Annotated in this window: 17 protein-coding genes and 1 pseudogene; 7 read left to right on the top strand and 11 right to left on the bottom strand. The window is 68.9% G+C overall.

Translation table 11 applies throughout. The features are described from left to right. Positions 1-42 precede the first annotated feature (42 nt). The 5 genes from PGN14_RS06985 (at position 43) to PGN14_RS06965 (ending at position 5,882) form a co-directional block, all read left to right on the top strand. Positions 43-1,605: an acyl-CoA synthetase gene (locus PGN14_RS06985; RefSeq protein ID WP_335299182.1), complete on the top strand. Its 1,563-nt coding sequence runs from the start codon at positions 43-45 to the stop codon at positions 1,603-1,605. Beyond that, the gene (locus tag PGN14_RS06980; RefSeq protein ID WP_335298747.1) at positions 1,602-3,197 is read left to right on the top strand and encodes an AMP-binding protein; all 1,596 of its coding nucleotides are present in this window, start codon (positions 1,602-1,604) and stop codon (positions 3,195-3,197) included. The genes PGN14_RS06985 and PGN14_RS06980 overlap by 4 nt, the downstream gene beginning before the upstream one ends. A 371-nt stretch (positions 3,198-3,568) precedes the next feature. After that, entirely contained in the window at positions 3,569-4,477 is a 909-nt protein-coding gene (locus PGN14_RS06975; protein ID WP_335298746.1) for an RcnB family protein, read from the top strand. 56 nt (positions 4,478-4,533) lie between these two features. Then, entirely contained in the window at positions 4,534-5,220 is a 687-nt protein-coding gene (locus PGN14_RS06970; protein ID WP_335298745.1) for a prolyl hydroxylase family protein, read from the top strand. After that, complete coding sequence (locus PGN14_RS06965; RefSeq protein ID WP_335298744.1) at positions 5,217-5,882, top strand: HPP family protein; 666 nt, start codon at positions 5,217-5,219, stop codon at positions 5,880-5,882. Before PGN14_RS06970 ends, PGN14_RS06965 begins: the two co-directional genes overlap by 4 nt. A 240-nt stretch (positions 5,883-6,122) precedes the next feature. Here the strand turns inward: PGN14_RS06965 and PGN14_RS06960 are convergent. From PGN14_RS06960 to PGN14_RS06925, 8 genes and pseudogenes are all read right to left on the bottom strand, one after another. Next, positions 6,123-6,537, bottom strand: a pseudogene (locus PGN14_RS06960) (SufE family protein). Positions 6,538-6,575: 38 nt separating this feature from the next. Continuing rightward, the gene (locus PGN14_RS06955) at positions 6,576-6,809 is read right to left on the bottom strand and encodes a hypothetical protein (RefSeq protein ID WP_335298743.1); all 234 of its coding nucleotides are present in this window, start codon (positions 6,807-6,809) and stop codon (positions 6,576-6,578) included. 34 nt (positions 6,810-6,843) lie between these two features. Continuing rightward, complete coding sequence (locus PGN14_RS06950) at positions 6,844-7,098, bottom strand: hypothetical protein (RefSeq protein ID WP_335298742.1); 255 nt, start codon at positions 7,096-7,098, stop codon at positions 6,844-6,846. A 50-nt stretch (positions 7,099-7,148) separates the two neighbouring features. Then, on the bottom strand, positions 7,149-7,439 hold the full coding sequence (locus PGN14_RS06945) for a hypothetical protein (protein WP_335298740.1): 291 nt from the start codon (positions 7,437-7,439) through the stop codon (positions 7,149-7,151). A 25-nt stretch (positions 7,440-7,464) separates the two neighbouring features. Further along, a complete protein-coding gene (gene pspC / locus PGN14_RS06940; RefSeq protein WP_335298739.1) occupies positions 7,465-7,848 on the bottom strand; it encodes an envelope stress response membrane protein PspC in 384 nt (127 codons plus the stop codon). Next, positions 7,848-8,129: an envelope stress response membrane protein PspB gene (gene pspB, locus PGN14_RS06935; protein ID WP_335298737.1), complete on the bottom strand. Its 282-nt coding sequence runs from the start codon at positions 8,127-8,129 to the stop codon at positions 7,848-7,850. The genes pspC and pspB overlap by 1 nt, the downstream gene beginning before the upstream one ends. 5 nt (positions 8,130-8,134) lie before the next feature. Next, entirely contained in the window at positions 8,135-8,797 is a 663-nt protein-coding gene (pspA, locus tag PGN14_RS06930; RefSeq protein WP_335298736.1) for a phage shock protein PspA, read from the bottom strand. An 84-nt stretch (positions 8,798-8,881) separates the two neighbouring features. Further along, positions 8,882-9,028, bottom strand: coding sequence for a hypothetical protein (locus tag PGN14_RS06925; RefSeq protein WP_335298735.1), 147 nt, complete (start codon positions 9,026-9,028; stop codon positions 8,882-8,884). Positions 9,029-9,198: 170 nt separating this feature from the next. On the opposite strand from PGN14_RS06925, the gene pspF reads away from it, so the two are divergent. Beyond that, positions 9,199-10,239: a phage shock protein operon transcriptional activator gene (pspF, locus tag PGN14_RS06920; protein ID WP_335298734.1), complete on the top strand. Its 1,041-nt coding sequence runs from the start codon at positions 9,199-9,201 to the stop codon at positions 10,237-10,239. Positions 10,240-10,314: 75 nt separating this feature from the next. Then, positions 10,315-10,926: a superoxide dismutase gene (locus PGN14_RS06915; protein WP_335298733.1), complete on the top strand. Its 612-nt coding sequence runs from the start codon at positions 10,315-10,317 to the stop codon at positions 10,924-10,926. Between the two features lie 259 nt (positions 10,927-11,185). Here the strand turns inward: PGN14_RS06915 and PGN14_RS06910 are convergent, their stop codons facing one another. From PGN14_RS06910 to PGN14_RS06900, 3 genes are read right to left on the bottom strand one after another with little or no spacing between them, the layout of a single operon-like run. Continuing rightward, on the bottom strand, positions 11,186-11,884 hold the full coding sequence (locus PGN14_RS06910; RefSeq protein ID WP_335298731.1) for an inner membrane-spanning protein YciB: 699 nt from the start codon (positions 11,882-11,884) through the stop codon (positions 11,186-11,188). Positions 11,885-11,892: 8 nt separating this feature from the next. Further along, positions 11,893-12,828: a signal recognition particle-docking protein FtsY gene (gene ftsY, locus PGN14_RS06905; protein WP_335298730.1), complete on the bottom strand. Its 936-nt coding sequence runs from the start codon at positions 12,826-12,828 to the stop codon at positions 11,893-11,895. After that, the gene (locus tag PGN14_RS06900) at positions 12,825-14,015 is read right to left on the bottom strand and encodes a MiaB/RimO family radical SAM methylthiotransferase (RefSeq protein WP_335298729.1); all 1,191 of its coding nucleotides are present in this window, start codon (positions 14,013-14,015) and stop codon (positions 12,825-12,827) included. The genes ftsY and PGN14_RS06900 overlap by 4 nt, the downstream gene beginning before the upstream one ends. Positions 14,016-14,022: the final 7 nt, after the last annotated feature.

The following is a 14,022-nucleotide window of genomic DNA, read 5'->3' as shown; positions in this document are numbered from 1 at the left end:
CGGATCGACGCGGCCCCGCCCGACCATGATGGAGAGAGAATGATGCAGCACCCGGTCGCCCATGCGCAGGCGATGCCCGACAAGCCCGCGTACATCATGGCGGGGACGGGCGAGACGGTGACCTATGGCGAGCTGGACCATCGCGCCAACCAGGGCGCGCAACTGATCCGGTCGCTGGGGCTGAAGCGGGGCGACGGCATCGCGGTGATGATGGACAATTCGCCGCGCTATCTGGAGATCATGTGGGCGGCGGAGCGCACCGGCGTCTATTGCACCTGCATCTCCTCCAAGCTGAGCGTGGCGGAGGCCGATTATATCATCCGCGACGGCAATTGCCGGGTGCTGATCGTGTCGCGCGGGACAGCGGAATGCGCCACCGCGCTGCTGCCCGCGATAGGCGACCTGACGCGCTATATCGTCGATGGCGACCTCGCCGGTTACGAGCGGTACGAGACGGCGCGCGATGCGCAGCCCGCGACGCCGATCGCCGACCCGTCGCCGGGCGGCACGATGCTCTATTCGTCGGGCACCACCGGCCAACCCAAGGGGGTCAAGCACGCGCTGTCGGAGGAGCCGTTCGGCACCAACCTGTCGCCGCTGGTGACGCTCGGGCAGGCGCTCTACGGTTTTTCGCCCGACATGGTCTATCTCAGCCCCGCGCCGCTCTATCACGCCGCGCCGCTGCGCTGGTCGATGGCGGTGCAGCAGCTTGGCGGCACGGTGGTGGTGATGGAGCGGTTCGATGCCGAAAAGGCGCTGGACTATATCGAGCGCTATCGCGTCACCCATGCGCAATGGGTGCCGACGCATTTCATCCGCATGCTCAAGCTGCCCGACGAGGTGCGCACGCGCTACGATCTGTCGTCGCTGAAGGCGGTGTGGCACGCCGCGGCGCCGTGCCCGATCCCGGTCAAGGAGAAGATGATCGAATGGTGGGGTCCGATCGTCGGCGAATATTATGCCGGGACGGAGGGCAACGGCTTCCATGCGATCGGCGCGGCGGACTGGCTGACGCATAAGGGATCGGTCGGGCGCAACCTGACCACGATCACGCACATCTGCGACGAGGACGGCAATGAGGTGCCGCCGCGGACCGAGGGCGCGATCTATTTCGAGAGCCCGACCGGCGAGCAGATCTTCACCTATCACAACGATGCCGCGAAGACGCGCGATTCGACCAATGCGAAGGGCTGGACCACGCTGGGCGACGTGGGCTGGGTGGACGAGGAGGGGTTCCTGTACCTCACCGACCGCAAGAGCTTCATGATCATCTCGGGCGGGGTGAACATCTACCCGGCCGAGATCGAGAACCTGCTGGTCACGCATCCCAAGGTGGCGGACGTCGCGGTGATCGGCGCGCCGCACGACGAGATGGGCGAAGAAGTGGTGGCGGTGGTGCAGCCGCGCGATCCCGAGAGCGCGGGACCGGAACTGGCCGCTGAGCTGACCGAATTCGCGCGCGCGAACCTGAGCCACGTCAAGACGCCGCGCCGGATCGATTTCCGCAACGAACTGCCGCGGCATGACACGGGCAAGCTGTACAAGCGGCTCCTTCGCGATGAATATTGGGGGAAAACCCCATTGGTGAGAGGGGTTGCGGGATGAGCTTCAACTTCGGCGACATGATCGAGGCGGTCGAGCGGGCGGTGCCCGGCGACCGCGTGGCGCTGGCGCATGGCGAGCAGGTGATCGACTGGGCGACGCTCGCCCGGCGATCGAACGCACTTGCCCGCGCGCTGGTGGATCGCGGGCTGTCGCCGGGGGAGCGGTTCGCCTTCTATGCCTATAATTCGGCGGATTATCTGGTCGGGCTGGTTGCGTGCTGGAAGGCGCGCGGCACGCACGTCAACGTCAACTACCGCTATGTCGCGGAGGAGCTGGCGTACATCCTGGCGGACAGCGATGCGACCGTGCTGCTGTACGACGCGCGGCTGCGCGACGCGGTGGTGCAGGTGGTGCCCGGCGCGCCCGGGGTCCGGACGTGGGTCGAGATCGGCGGCGAGGGCGCGGCGCCCGATTTCGCGGAACGGTTCGACGATCTGACCGCGGGCGATGCGACGGCGCTGGGGATCGCGCGCGACCCGGCGGATCGCTTCTTCATCTATACCGGCGGCACCACGGGGATGCCCAAGGGCGTGGTGTGGCAGCATGCCGACCTCAACGCGATCGGCCTGGCGGTCGCGGCGTCGCAGGGGCTGCCGATCCCGCAGACGGTGGAGGAGGCGGCCGCCTTCGCCGCGGCCAATGCCGATTATCCGCGCACCGTCTGCGGCCCGCCGCTGATGCATGGCACCGGCCTGCTGTCCTCCTATGGCGCGTTGCTGGCCGGCGGCATGGTGGCGACGCTGCCCTCCACCAGCTTCCGCGCGGAGGAGGCGCTGGACGCGATCGACCGCTGGCAGGCCAACCGGCTGATCGTGGTGGGCGATGCCTTCGCGCGCCCGGTCCTGGAGGCGCTGGACCGCGAGCCGGGGCGGTGGGACGTGTCGGCGGTGCGGCTCATCTCCTCGTCCGGCGTGATGTGGACGCAGGCGGTCAAGGACGGGCTGATCCGTCACATGCCCGATGCGATGTGCCAGGACAATTTCAGCTCCTCCGAGGCGATCGGGATGGGGGCGTCGGTGACGACGCGCGACGGCACGGTGGAGACCGCGCGCTTCATGGTCGGCCCGCGCTGCCGCGTGCTGGACGACGACGACCGCGACGTGGTGCCCGGCAGCGACGTGACCGGCAAGGTGGTGCTCGCCCCGCCCGGCCCGGTCGAATATCACAAGGATCCGGAGAAGAGCGCGCGGACCTTCCGCGTGATCGACGGCGTCCGCTATGTCGTGTCGGGCGATCATGCGAAGGTGAATGCCGACGGGTCGCTGGTGCTGCTGGGGCGCGGATCGGCATGCATCAATTCGGCGGGCGAGAAGATCTTTCCCGAAGAGGTCGAGGAAGCGCTGAAGCTGTGTCCGGGGGTGGAGGACGCGCTGGTGTTCGGTACGCCCGACCCGCGCTGGGGCCAGTCGGTCACCGCGGTGGTGCGCGCCGGCGCGGGCTATGACGAGGCGGCGACGCGCGACGAACTGCGGCGCCACCTGGCGGGATACAAGCTGCCCAAGCTGCTGGTCGCGACCGCGCAGAGCCTGCGCGCGCCCAACGGCAAGGCGGATTACGCCAAGGCGAAGGATCTGGCGATAGCGGCGGCCTGACGATCGGGGGGCGGCCGCATGCCCTCGATCCCGTCACCCCGGCCTTGATCGGTGCTTGTCCCGTTCGGACAAGCACGCCACCCCGGCGAAGGCCGGGGTCCAGTTGGGGAACAAAGGTTGGCGAGCGCTGTACGTCGTCACAGCGACCTTCCCGACTGGACCCCGGCCTGCGCCGGGGTGGCAGGAAGAATACTTGATTGAAGAGGATAAGCCCCGGGTCAGGCCCGGGGTGACGGGAATGCCCTTGAGAACCTTCGCCTAATGCTGTCATTTCGCTGACGGAGCGGTTCAGCGATCGTTCCGCGCGACGGTGGCACACAGACGTCATCGTAGGGCCGGCTTGTGCGCCGGCAGGTGGAAAGACGCTGGCGATGATGAAGGCGATGGTGGCGACGTTGATGTCCGCGGTGGCGCTGCTGCCGGGCGCGGCTCTGGCGCAGGACATGTCGGTGCGCGATGCGATGCGCGCGCGGATGGAGGCGCGCGGCGAGCTGCCGGGGCGTGGGCCGCGCCCCGACCGACCGCAGGGGGCGCCCGCCGCGCCGGGGCCGGGGCCGGGGCCGGGGCCGGGGCCGGGGCCGGGGGCCGAGCGGCCGGATCGCCCGGCGGGCGAGTGGCGTCAGGGGCGCCCCGATCGTCCGATGGGCGAGTGGCGCCAGAACCGCCCGGATCGCGACGGGCCGCAGGGCCGCCCGGAGCGCGACTGGCGCAACGATCGCCCGGTGATGCCGACGGTGCCGCCGCAGGCGGGGCGCGACGATCGCGGCGGATGGCAGCGTCCCGACCCCGCACGCCCCGACTGGCGTGACGACCGGCGCGGTGGCGACTGGGTGCGTGACGCGCAGCGCCGCGGCGACTGGGCGAGCGGGCGCCGCGACTGGAACGATCGCGACCGCAGAGACTGGCAGGGACGGGATTGGCAGGCCCGGCAGGGTTGGCAGGGAGGCGATTGGGGCCGCGGCGATCGTGGCTGGGATCGCGGCTGGCGGCAGGATCGCCGCTACGACTGGACGCGCTATCGGGCGGCCAATCGCCAGCAATACCGCCTGCCGCGCTATTATGCGCCCTATGGCTGGGATCGCGGCTACACCCGCTTCTCGATCGGGGTCAGGCTGGCGGCGCCGCTGTTCGGGCAGAATTACTGGATCGACGATCCCTGGTCTTATCGCCTGCCCGATGCCTATGGTCCGTATCGCTGGGTACGCTATTATGACGACGCGTTGCTGGTCGATATCTACACCGGGCAGGTCGTCGACATGATCCCCGGCCTCTTCTGGTAAGTGGGTACCGGCGCGCCGCTCTTGAACCGGCGCGCCGGGCTTGCAAAAGCAGCCACATGGCGATCACTACCAACATGCCGGGCCGCCCCTCCGCCGTGCGCGCCGCGATCGGCCACGCGGTGGCGGCGCGGCTGGAGGCGGACGCGCGGATGCAGCGGCTGCCCAGCGACAGCGTCCAGGCGTGGCGCTGCCCCGGCTTCCTCGATGCGGCGAACTGCGACTGGCTGATCGCGCTGATCGAGGCCAACCGGCGCCCGTCGACCTTGCTGTCGGACGCGGGATCGGGTGCGAACCGGACCAGCGACAGCTGCGACATGGATCGCAACGCAGACGGCATCCGCGAGATCGACCGCTATATCGCCGAGACGCTGGGCATCGCGCCCGAACATGGCGAGACGATGCAGGGGCAGCGCTACGCCCCCGGCCAGCATTTCCGCGCGCATCACGATTATTTCCACGAAGGCGAAAGCTACTGGCCGCGGATGCAGGCGAGCGGCGGGCAGCGCACCTGGACCGCGATGATCTACCTCAACGAGGTGGAGGAGGGGGGCGCGACCTGGTTCCCCCAGGGTGGGCTGCGGGTGTCGCCGCGGCGCGGCCTGTTGCTGGCATGGAACAACATGGCCGCCGACGGCAGCCCCGATATGCAGACGCTGCACGAAGGCATGCCGGTGGTGGAGGGGACCAAGTACATCATCACCAAATGGTTTCGCGAGAACCCATGGGGCACGCGCGCGGCATGACGCGGCTGTTCCGTCCGATCGTCGCGGGCGCACATCTGCCGGAGCGGCTGGTCGCCTGCGTCGGCGCGACGATCGGGATCGCGCTGACGATCTTCGTCTGCGCGCAGGTGCCGCTGCCGATCGCGGACCTGCCGATCATCGTGGCGCCGCTGGGCGCGTCCGCGGTGCTGGTCTTCGCGGTGCCCGCCAGTCCGCTGGCGCAGCCATGGCCGGTGGTGGGCGGGAACGTCATCTCCACGCTGGTCGGGGTGAGCGCGTTCAACCTGGTGCCCGATGCCACGATCGCGGCGGGGGTGGCGGTGGGTGCGGCGATCCTGGTGATGTCGCTGCTGCGGTGCCTGCATCCGCCGGGCGGCGCGGCGGCGCTGACCGCGGTGATCGGCAGCCAGGGCATCCACGCCGCCGGCTATGCCTTCGCGTTCGCGCCGGTGGGGATCAACTCGATCGCGCTGGTCGCGCTGGGCATGTTCTTCCACCGGATGAGGGCGCGGTCCTATCCGCACCGTCCCGCACCGCCACCCGCGCCGATGCCGCCCGGGCTCCACCTCGCCGACATCGATGCCGCGCTGGAGGAGATGCACGAGAGCTTCGACATCAGCCGCGAGGATCTGGATGCGCTGTTGTCGCGCGCCGAGGTGCATGCGCAGGCGCGGCGGGGGTAAGTCGGAACCGTCATGCCGCCGCACGCGTGACGTTCGCGGATGGATAGGTGCTTGTCCCGTTTAGAAAAGTCCGCCACCCCGGCGCAGGCCGGGGTCCAGTCGGGAAGGTCGCGGTGACGACGCACAGCGCTCGCCAGCTCTTGTTCCGCGACTGGACCCCGGCCTTCGCCGGGGTGGCAGGAAGAATAGTTGTTTGAAGGGGATAAGCGCCGATCAAGTCCGGGGTGACGATCGGCTGGCCTATCGGCCCGCGTAGCGCTGCGCCGTCTCGCGGATCAGCGCGATCATGTTGGGAATGCCCTGCGTCCGGTTGGAGCTGAGCTGCGCCTTCAGTTCGAACGGCGCCAGTTCGCGTTCGATATCGGTGGCGAGGATCGTGGCGGGTGCGCGATCCTGCACCGTTAGCAGCACCAGCGCGATGATCCCCTTGGTGATGGCGGCGTTGCTATCGGCGAGGAAATGGAGCGTCCCGTCGTCCGCGACCGTGGGATAGACCCAGACCGAGGCGGAGCAGCCGCGCACCAGCGTCGCATCGGTCTTCAGCGCGTCGGGCATCGGCTCCAGCGCCCGCCCCAGGTCGACCAGCAGGCGGGTAGCGGTCGTCCCCCTCCAGAAAGCCATATTCCTCGCGGACGTCGTCGAGCGTGTCGGTCATGCGCGCGCGCTACCGTGCCGGCTCCGCGCCCGCAACCGTCAGAGGTCGACGCCGGCGGCGATCGCCTCCAGCTTGCGGATCCGCTCCTTGAGGTCCGCGATCTCGATCCGTGCGCTGGCGCTGGGCACGGCGAGCGGGGCGGGGTCGGCGCGCAGTTCCTGCTGCTTGAGCTGGAGCCAGCCGCGCCAGCCGTTGAGCGCGGCGAGGACCAGCATCCCCAGCGCCGCCAGCGCGGTCGCCGCCATGGTGAGGTAGAAGTCTGGATCGGACATGATCGTTGCTTCCCTGGCTCTCTGGGCGACCGCGTCAGCGATCGCGCAACTGCTCGATCTGGCGTTCCAGATCGACGCTGCCGTGATTGTCGGTGATGACGCGTTCCAGCACCGCGACGCGTTCCTTCAGCTGGCGCACCTCGTCGCGCGCGCGCTCGGCATCGGCGGACGGGAGGTGCGGCGAGCCGCCATTCTCCGCCATCCGCCCCATCGCGCGATAGCGCTCCTGCAGGACCTTCCCCAGCATCGCGATGAACACGATCGCGACGACCATTGAAAACGGACCCATCTTCCTACTCCTTCTCGCGTCGGCCCTCGCCGTCGCGACGATTGTCGGTATCAGCGCTGGCGCAGCGCCTCGATCTCCTGCGCGGTGCGGATGGCGGGATCGGTCGCGATCCGCTCCAGCACCGCGATCCGCTCCTCCAGCCGGTGCACCTGCCCGGCAAGCCGCTCGTTCTCGTTGGTCAGCAAGGCGACCTGGCGATCGGCGGCGGGATCCGGCTTCTCGATGTTGCGACCCCAATCGTCGCTGATCGAATAGCCGTGGCGGGCGCGGATCCAGTTGTTGATGACCCAGGCCGCCATGCAGATGGCGACGATGGTCAGCGCGAAACTCGGACCGTTCATGTCGTGCAACTCCCCGTCGTGCCCGTCAGCGCAGGCTTTCGATCTCATTGGCCAGCGCGCTGTTGCGGCTGGTATAGTGCAGCTCGATATCGGCCAGCCGGCGATCGAGCTCGCGGAACTTGGCGCGGACCTCCGCGGTGGAGCGCGTCGGGTTGGAGCGCACGCCCTGCCAGAATTTCTGGTCGGCACGATCCTGATAGAGATCGATCGGCTTGGGCTCCGCCATCCATGCGATCAGCGCATAGGCGATCAGCGTCCAGGGGAACCCGCCGGCCAGCGTCAGCAGGATCATCGCGATGCGGACCCAGATGACCTCGATCCCGGTATAGTCGGCGATCCCGGCGCAGACGCCCTTCCACTTGGCGTCCTGCTTATCCAGGTAGAAACGGGTGCGGCTGTTGTCGGACATCAGTTCCTCCGCTGCTGCGTGGGCGCGTCGAGGCGGTAATCGGGCTGCGAGCGATAGTCGGCCAGACCCGGGCGGAAATCGGGATTGTCGGCGGCGACCAGCCGTTCGACGGTATTGACGCGGTCCTCCAACCGGCGCGCGAGATTGTGCATCTCGTCGAGCAGGCGCTCGTCCTCGCCGGTCATCTTGGGCGCGGTCTTCCACTTGGTGACATAGTGGAGGATCAGCCACGGCAGCGCGATGAAGAGCGAAATGATCGCAACGAACGGGACGATGTCCATGACCCTCAACCTTCCTTGTTCAATCGCGCCTTGAGCGCGGCCAGCTCGGCATCGATCTTGTCGCTGGAGCGCAGCGCGTCGATTTCCTCGTCGAGCGACCTGGGCGCCAGCCCCATCGCCTCGGCACGGCCCTCCGCCTCGTCGGCGCGGCGTTCCAGCACCTCGAAGCGGCTGAACGCCTCATGCGTCTTCGGCCCGTTCCACATCTCGCGCAGCCGCGCCTTGGTGTTGGCGCTCTCCAGCCGGGTGGCGATCGCATTCTGCTTCGCGCGCGCCTCGCGCAGCTTGCTCTGCAGCTTGGCGATATCTTCCTCCGAGCTGCGCAGCGCCTCTTCCAGCGTCGTCACCTCGGCGCGCAGCTGCGCGCCCATGTCGGCGGCCTTGCGACGTTCCACCAGCGCGGCCTTGGCGAGATCCTCGCGGTCCTTGGACAGCGCCAGTTCCGCCTTTTCGGTCCAGTTGGCCTCCAGGTCGGCCAGCTTCTGGATATGGCGGCGCATCTCCTTCTGGTCGGCGATGGTGCGCGCGGCGGAGGCACGGACCTCGACCAGCGTCTCCTCCATCTCCAGGATAATGATTCGAACCATCTTCGCCGGGTCGTCCGCCCTGTCGAGCAGCTCGGCCATGTTGGCGGCGACGATGTCGCGGGTTCGGGAAAAAATGCCCATTCGATAAGGACTCCGAAGGTGACGCTCGCACTGTAGCGGATCGAACGGGGCGCGGGGAGGGTCTGTCCCGCGCCCCATCCCCGCTTACGCTACGGCGCGTGCGGTGGGGGCCGGCGCATGTCCCAGCGCCGTCGCGGGACCCACCGCACCGAAGACCAGCGTGGCGCTGACCAGGGCGGTGAGGGCGATCGCGGCGAGCTTGCTGCCGAAGGTGGCGGCGGTGTCGGTCATGGTGTGTCTCCTCAATGGCGTGGCGCCGTCGTTGCGGCGGCATGCCAACAGCTTTGCAGGAGGCGTGCCAGTTTTCAGAACCACGCATTTCCGCCATTTTATCAGGATTCTGCCGGCTGACCGATCTTTGCCGTTGCCAGCCTCTGGCGATTTGCGCCACATGTTGGCGCATGGATCGCACGACGCAGGTCATCGGCCAATCGGGGGCCTTTCTGGATGCCCTGGAGCGCGCCAGCCGCGCCGCGGTGCTCGATCGCCCGGTGCTGGTGATCGGCGAGCGCGGCACGGGCAAGGAGCTGGTGGCGGAACGCCTCCACCATCTGTCGCAGCGGTGGGATCAGCCGCTGGTGACGATGAACTGCGCCGCGCTGCCCGAGACGCTGATCGAGGCCGAGCTGTTCGGGCATGAGGCGGGCGCCTTCACCGGCGCGACCAAGGCGCGCGTCGGGCGATTCGAGGAAGCCGATGGCGGCACCTTGTTCCTCGACGAACTCGGCACGCTGTCGATGGGCGCGCAGGAGCGGCTGCTGCGCGCGGTCGAATATGGCGAGGTGACGCGGATCGGCTCCTCACGCCCGATCCGCGTCGACGTGCGCATCGTCGCGGCGACCAACGAGCATCTGCCCGACCGCGTCGAGGACCACAGCTTCCGCGCCGACCTGCTCGATCGATTGTCGTTCGAGGTGGTGACGCTGCCGCCGCTGCGCGCGCGCCGGAGCGACATTCCCGTGCTGGCGGAATTCTTCGGGCGGCGGATGTCGGCCGAGCTGGGGCGCGACGAATGGCCCGGCTTTGCCGAGGAGGCGATGGACGCGATGCGCGAATATCGCTGGCCCGGCAATGTGCGCGAGCTGCGCAACGTGGTGGAGCGCGCGGTCTATCGCTGGGAGCGGCCCGGAGCGATCGGCGCGGTGGAGTTCGATCCGTTCGCTTCGCCGTATCGGCCCACCGCGTCGCTGCGCGCGCGCGCGCCCGAGGCCGCGCCGGCGGCGCAGCAGGAGGAACTGCCCGAGGATTCGCCCGTCGTCGCGTGCGAGGAGGGGCCGTCCGATTTCAAGAGCCGCGTCGCGCGGTTCGAGCGCGAGCTGCTGGCGAAGACGCTGGCCGACCACCGCTTCAACCAGCGCGCGACCGCGGAGGCGCTGGGGCTCAGCTACGACCAGTTGCGCCATGCGCTGCGGCGCCACGACCTGATCGGAGCGATGGCGTAACGAGGTTGCGCTTGGTCGCGACCGGAGCCATTTGGGGCGCATCGCGTTGCTCGACGCGAACCGAAGGAGGATTCCATGGCTTTCGAACTCCCGCCGCTCCCCTACGACTATGACGCGCTGGAGCCGGTCATCTCCAAGGAGACGATGACCTTTCACCATGACAAGCACCATGCGGCCTACACCGCGAAACTGAACGAGGGCGTGGCCGCCGACGCGAAGCTGGAGGGCAAGTCGATCGAGGAGATCCTGGGGATGATCTCCCAGCTGCCCCCGCTGGTGCGCAACAACGGCGGCGGCTATTGGAACCACGACTTCTTCTGGAAGATCATGGGGCCGAAGGGTTCGACCCAGCCGTCGGGCAAGCTGGCGGAGGCGATCGAGGCGTTCGGCGGGCTCGACAAGCTGAAGGAAGAGTTCAACACCAAGGGCGCGGGCCAGTTCGGCTCCGGCTGGGCCTGGGTGATCGCGGATTCGTCGGGCGCGCTGAAGGTGACGTCGACTCCGAACCAGGACAATCCACTGATGGACGATGCCAAGGACAAGGGCACGCCGATCCTGGGCAACGACGTGTGGGAGCACGCTTATTATCTCACCTACAAGAACGACCGCCCCGGCTATCTGAAGGCGTGGTGGGACGTGGTGAACTGGGACGAGGCGGGACGCCGCTACGACGCGGCGGTCGGCTGATCGTTTGGGGGCCGGCGGTGATTCCGCCGGCCTTTTTGTTCGCGCGAAGACACGAAGAAGTTGGGTTCGCGCAGAGGCGCGGAGACGCAAAGAGGTCATGTTCGCGGCTCTGATCCGCGACAGCAACCATGCATCCGTCAGCCGCGAGTGAGCCGCCCATGGCGGCTCGGGGCATAGCCGAAAACGCAACCTCTCCGCGTCTCTGCGCCTCTGCGCGAACCCAACTTCTTCCTCGCGGCTTCGCGTACTTGCGCGAACATCACCCTTCCGGCGGAACCGGTGTCTCGTCCCCGAGTGTCAGGCCGTGCCGCATCAGCATCGGCACGTTGGCGACCGCGAACAGCAATGTCGTCGGGATGACGATCCACACTTTGTAGATCGCCCACAGGTCCCACCCGCGCGCCGGGCCGAAGGCGACCCCGGCGCCGCGCCACACCGCCTCGTTCAGCACCGCCATGCCGACGAAGAACCACACCCAGTTGAGCGTCAGGCGTCGCCACCCGCTCTCTCGCAGGCCGGGATAGGCGCTGCCCATCAATTGTTGCAGCAGCGGCCGCCCGGTCGCCGCGCCGAACCCCAGTACCGCGGCGAGCAGCGCATAGACGATCGTCGGCTTCATCTGGATGAAGCGGGGATCGCGGAAATACATCGTCAGCCCGCCGAACACGATCACCAGCCCCGCCGAGATCAGCAGCATCGGCGGCACGCGCCCCAGCTTCGCGCGCGCGATCCCCAGCGCGACGATGCTGGCGAGGACGAACACCGCGGTCGCGACGATCACCCGGGCGAGCAGCAGCGCCTCGACCTGGCCCAGCCCCGACAGCGTGCCGGTGAAGGTGGCGACGATCCGCCGCGCGGTTTCCGCGGGCAGCAGGAAATTGGCGATGAAGAAGGCGGCGAGCGGGCCGTAATCGACCAGCGCGCGGATGCCCGCGCCGCCTTCGGCCTTCGTTTCCATCTGCCCGCTCATCGGCCGCGCCCGCTGTCGTCGACGCCCGCGATGATGCGGCTGACCTCGCGCGCGTCGAACGGGCGCAGGTCGTCCATCGTCTCGCCCACGCCGATCGCATGGATCGGCAGGCCGAAGCGCTCCGCCGCCGCGACCAGCACGCCGCCGCGCGCGCTGCCGTCCAGCTTGGTCATGACCAGCCCGGTGACGCCCGCGACATCCTTGAACACCTCGATCTGGTTCAGCGCATTCTGCCCCGTGGTCGCGTCCAGCACCAGCAGAACGTCGTGCGGCGCGGCGGGGTTCAGCCGGCCGAGCACGCGACGGATCTTGGCCAGTTCGTCCATCAGCTCGCGCTTGTTCTGGAGGCGCCCGGCGGTGTCGACGATCAGCACGTCGGTGCCGATCGCGGTCGCCTGCTTCACCGCGTCCCATACGATCCCGGCAGCGTCACCGCCCTCCGGCCCGGTGACGATGGGGACGCCGATCCGCTCCGCCCAGGTCTTCAGCTGGCCGATCGCAGCGGCGCGGAAGGTGTCGCCCGCCGCCAGCATGACCTGATAATCCTGTTCCAGGAACAGATGCGCCAGCTTGGCGATGGTGGTCGTCTTGCCGGAGCCGTTGACGCCGATCACCAGCACCACCTGCGGCCGGGGGAAGGCGTCGATGCCGATCGGGCGCGCGACCTGGCGCAGCACTTTCTCGACCTCCTCCGCGACGACCAGGCGAATGCCCAGCTCCTCCATGTTGCGCTCGAACAGCCCCTCGGCCAGCCGCTCGCGCACCCGCGCCGCGGTCTGCGGGCCGAGATCGGAGGCGATCAGCGCCTCCTCCACCTCGTCCAGCGTCGCTTCGTCCAGCCGCGCACCGCCCAGCCCGGCGAGATTGCCGACCAGCCGGTCGGAGGTGCGGCGAAAGCCGCCAAGGAGCTTGTCGTGCCAGCTCGTGCTCATGCGATGGTTCCGATGAGGTGATCGGCGGTGGCGGCGGTGATCGTCACCGCGGCGACGCTGCCGATCGGGTGGGAAGGAGAGGGCGCGGCAAGGCGCACGCTCGCGAAGTCGGGCGCATGACCGCGATCGCCGGGACGTTCGATCAGCACCGGTTGGCATGTGCCGACCTGTGCGGCGAGGTGGCGGGCGAGGACTCTGGCGGAGGCGGCACGCAGCCGCGCGGCGCGTGCACGGGCCACCGCGGGATCGATCTGCGGCATCCGCGCCGCGGGCGTGCCGGCGCGCGGCGAATAGGGAAAGACATGCGCATGGGCGATCGCCCCGTCCTCGATCGCGGCGAGCGTGTTGGCGAACATCGCCTCGTCCTCGGTCGGGAAGCCCGCGATCAGGTCGGCGCCGATCGACATCGCCGGACGTGCGGTGCGCAGGCGATCGATCAGCGCCATGGCATCGGCGCGGCGATGGCGGCGGCGCATCCGCTTGAGGATCAGGTCGTCGCCTGCCTGCAACGACAGATGGACGTGCGGCATGATGCGCGGCTCCTGCGTCAGCAGCGCGAACAGCGCATCGTCGATCGCGGCGGGATCGAGCGAGGACAGCCGGATGCGCTCCAGCCCCGGCACGTCGGCGAGGATGCGCGCGAGCAGCACCGCCAGCCCGGCACCGCGATCGTCGTAGCTGGCGAGGTCGACCCCGCTCAGCACGATCTCGCGCGCGCCCGCCTCCACCGCGGCGGTGACGCGCAGCACGACCTCGGTCGCCGGGTCGGCGCGATTGCGGCCGCGGCCCTGCGGGATGGCGCAGAAGGTGCAATGATGGTCGCAGCCGTTCTGCACGCCCAGGAAGGCGCGTGTCTGACGGCGCGGGCGCGGGGCGTTGGGCCGGGCGCCCCAGCTGTCCGGCAGCAGCTTGGCGGCATTGGCGACGAGGCGATCCACCTCCGGCATCGCGGCGAACCCCGCGCGGTCCATCTCCGACGCACAGCCGGTGACGACCAGTTCCGCGTCCGGCCGGGCACGCCGCAGCCGCCGGATCGCGGTGCGCGTGTCCTTCACCGCCTGGTTGGTGACGCCGCAGCCGTTGACCACCACCGTGCCGCTGCCCGCCAGCTGCCGGATCGTTTCGCTTTCGGCGATGTTGAGGCGGCAGCCGAGGGTGACGACCTCCGGCGCGGAAGGAGCGGACATGGCGGGC

It is taken from the genome of Sphingomonas adhaesiva, assembly GCF_036946305.1.
Taxonomy (GTDB): domain Bacteria; phylum Pseudomonadota; class Alphaproteobacteria; order Sphingomonadales; family Sphingomonadaceae; genus Sphingomonas; species Sphingomonas adhaesiva_B.
The sequence above is the reverse complement of the archived record's forward strand: the minus strand, read 5'-3'. Positions and strand labels throughout refer to the sequence as shown.

What these genes read in the sequence shown, in the direction of transcription:
- PGN14_RS06965 (WP_335298744.1), top strand. Translation starts at nt 5,217, where the DNA reads ATGACGCGGCTGTTCCGTCCGATCGTCGCGGGCGCACATCTGCCGGAG.
- pspB (WP_335298737.1), bottom strand. Translation starts at nt 8,129, where the DNA reads ATGGACATCGTCCCGTTCGTTGCGATCATTTCGCTCTTCATCGCGCTG.
- PGN14_RS06980 (WP_335298747.1), top strand. Translation starts at nt 1,602, where the DNA reads ATGAGCTTCAACTTCGGCGACATGATCGAGGCGGTCGAGCGGGCGGTG.
- pspC (WP_335298739.1), bottom strand. Translation starts at nt 7,848, where the DNA reads ATGTCCGACAACAGCCGCACCCGTTTCTACCTGGATAAGCAGGACGCC.
- ftsY (WP_335298730.1), bottom strand. Translation starts at nt 12,828, where the DNA reads ATGAGCACGAGCTGGCACGACAAGCTCCTTGGCGGCTTTCGCCGCACC.
- PGN14_RS06970 (WP_335298745.1), top strand. Translation starts at nt 4,534, where the DNA reads ATGGCGATCACTACCAACATGCCGGGCCGCCCCTCCGCCGTGCGCGCC.
- PGN14_RS06900 (WP_335298729.1), bottom strand. Translation starts at nt 14,015, where the DNA reads ATGTCCGCTCCTTCCGCGCCGGAGGTCGTCACCCTCGGCTGCCGCCTC.
- PGN14_RS06985 (WP_335299182.1), top strand. Translation starts at nt 43, where the DNA reads ATGCAGCACCCGGTCGCCCATGCGCAGGCGATGCCCGACAAGCCCGCG.
- pspA (WP_335298736.1), bottom strand. Translation starts at nt 8,797, where the DNA reads ATGGGCATTTTTTCCCGAACCCGCGACATCGTCGCCGCCAACATGGCC.
- PGN14_RS06945 (WP_335298740.1), bottom strand. Translation starts at nt 7,439, where the DNA reads ATGAACGGTCCGAGTTTCGCGCTGACCATCGTCGCCATCTGCATGGCG.
- pspF (WP_335298734.1), top strand. Translation starts at nt 9,199, where the DNA reads ATGGATCGCACGACGCAGGTCATCGGCCAATCGGGGGCCTTTCTGGAT.
- PGN14_RS06955 (WP_335298743.1), bottom strand. Translation starts at nt 6,809, where the DNA reads ATGTCCGATCCAGACTTCTACCTCACCATGGCGGCGACCGCGCTGGCG.
- PGN14_RS06910 (WP_335298731.1), bottom strand. Translation starts at nt 11,884, where the DNA reads ATGGAAACGAAGGCCGAAGGCGGCGCGGGCATCCGCGCGCTGGTCGAT.
- PGN14_RS06950 (WP_335298742.1), bottom strand. Translation starts at nt 7,098, where the DNA reads ATGGGTCCGTTTTCAATGGTCGTCGCGATCGTGTTCATCGCGATGCTG.
- PGN14_RS06975 (WP_335298746.1), top strand. Translation starts at nt 3,569, where the DNA reads ATGATGAAGGCGATGGTGGCGACGTTGATGTCCGCGGTGGCGCTGCTG.
- PGN14_RS06925 (WP_335298735.1), bottom strand. Translation starts at nt 9,028, where the DNA reads ATGACCGACACCGCCGCCACCTTCGGCAGCAAGCTCGCCGCGATCGCC.
- PGN14_RS06915 (WP_335298733.1), top strand. Translation starts at nt 10,315, where the DNA reads ATGGCTTTCGAACTCCCGCCGCTCCCCTACGACTATGACGCGCTGGAG.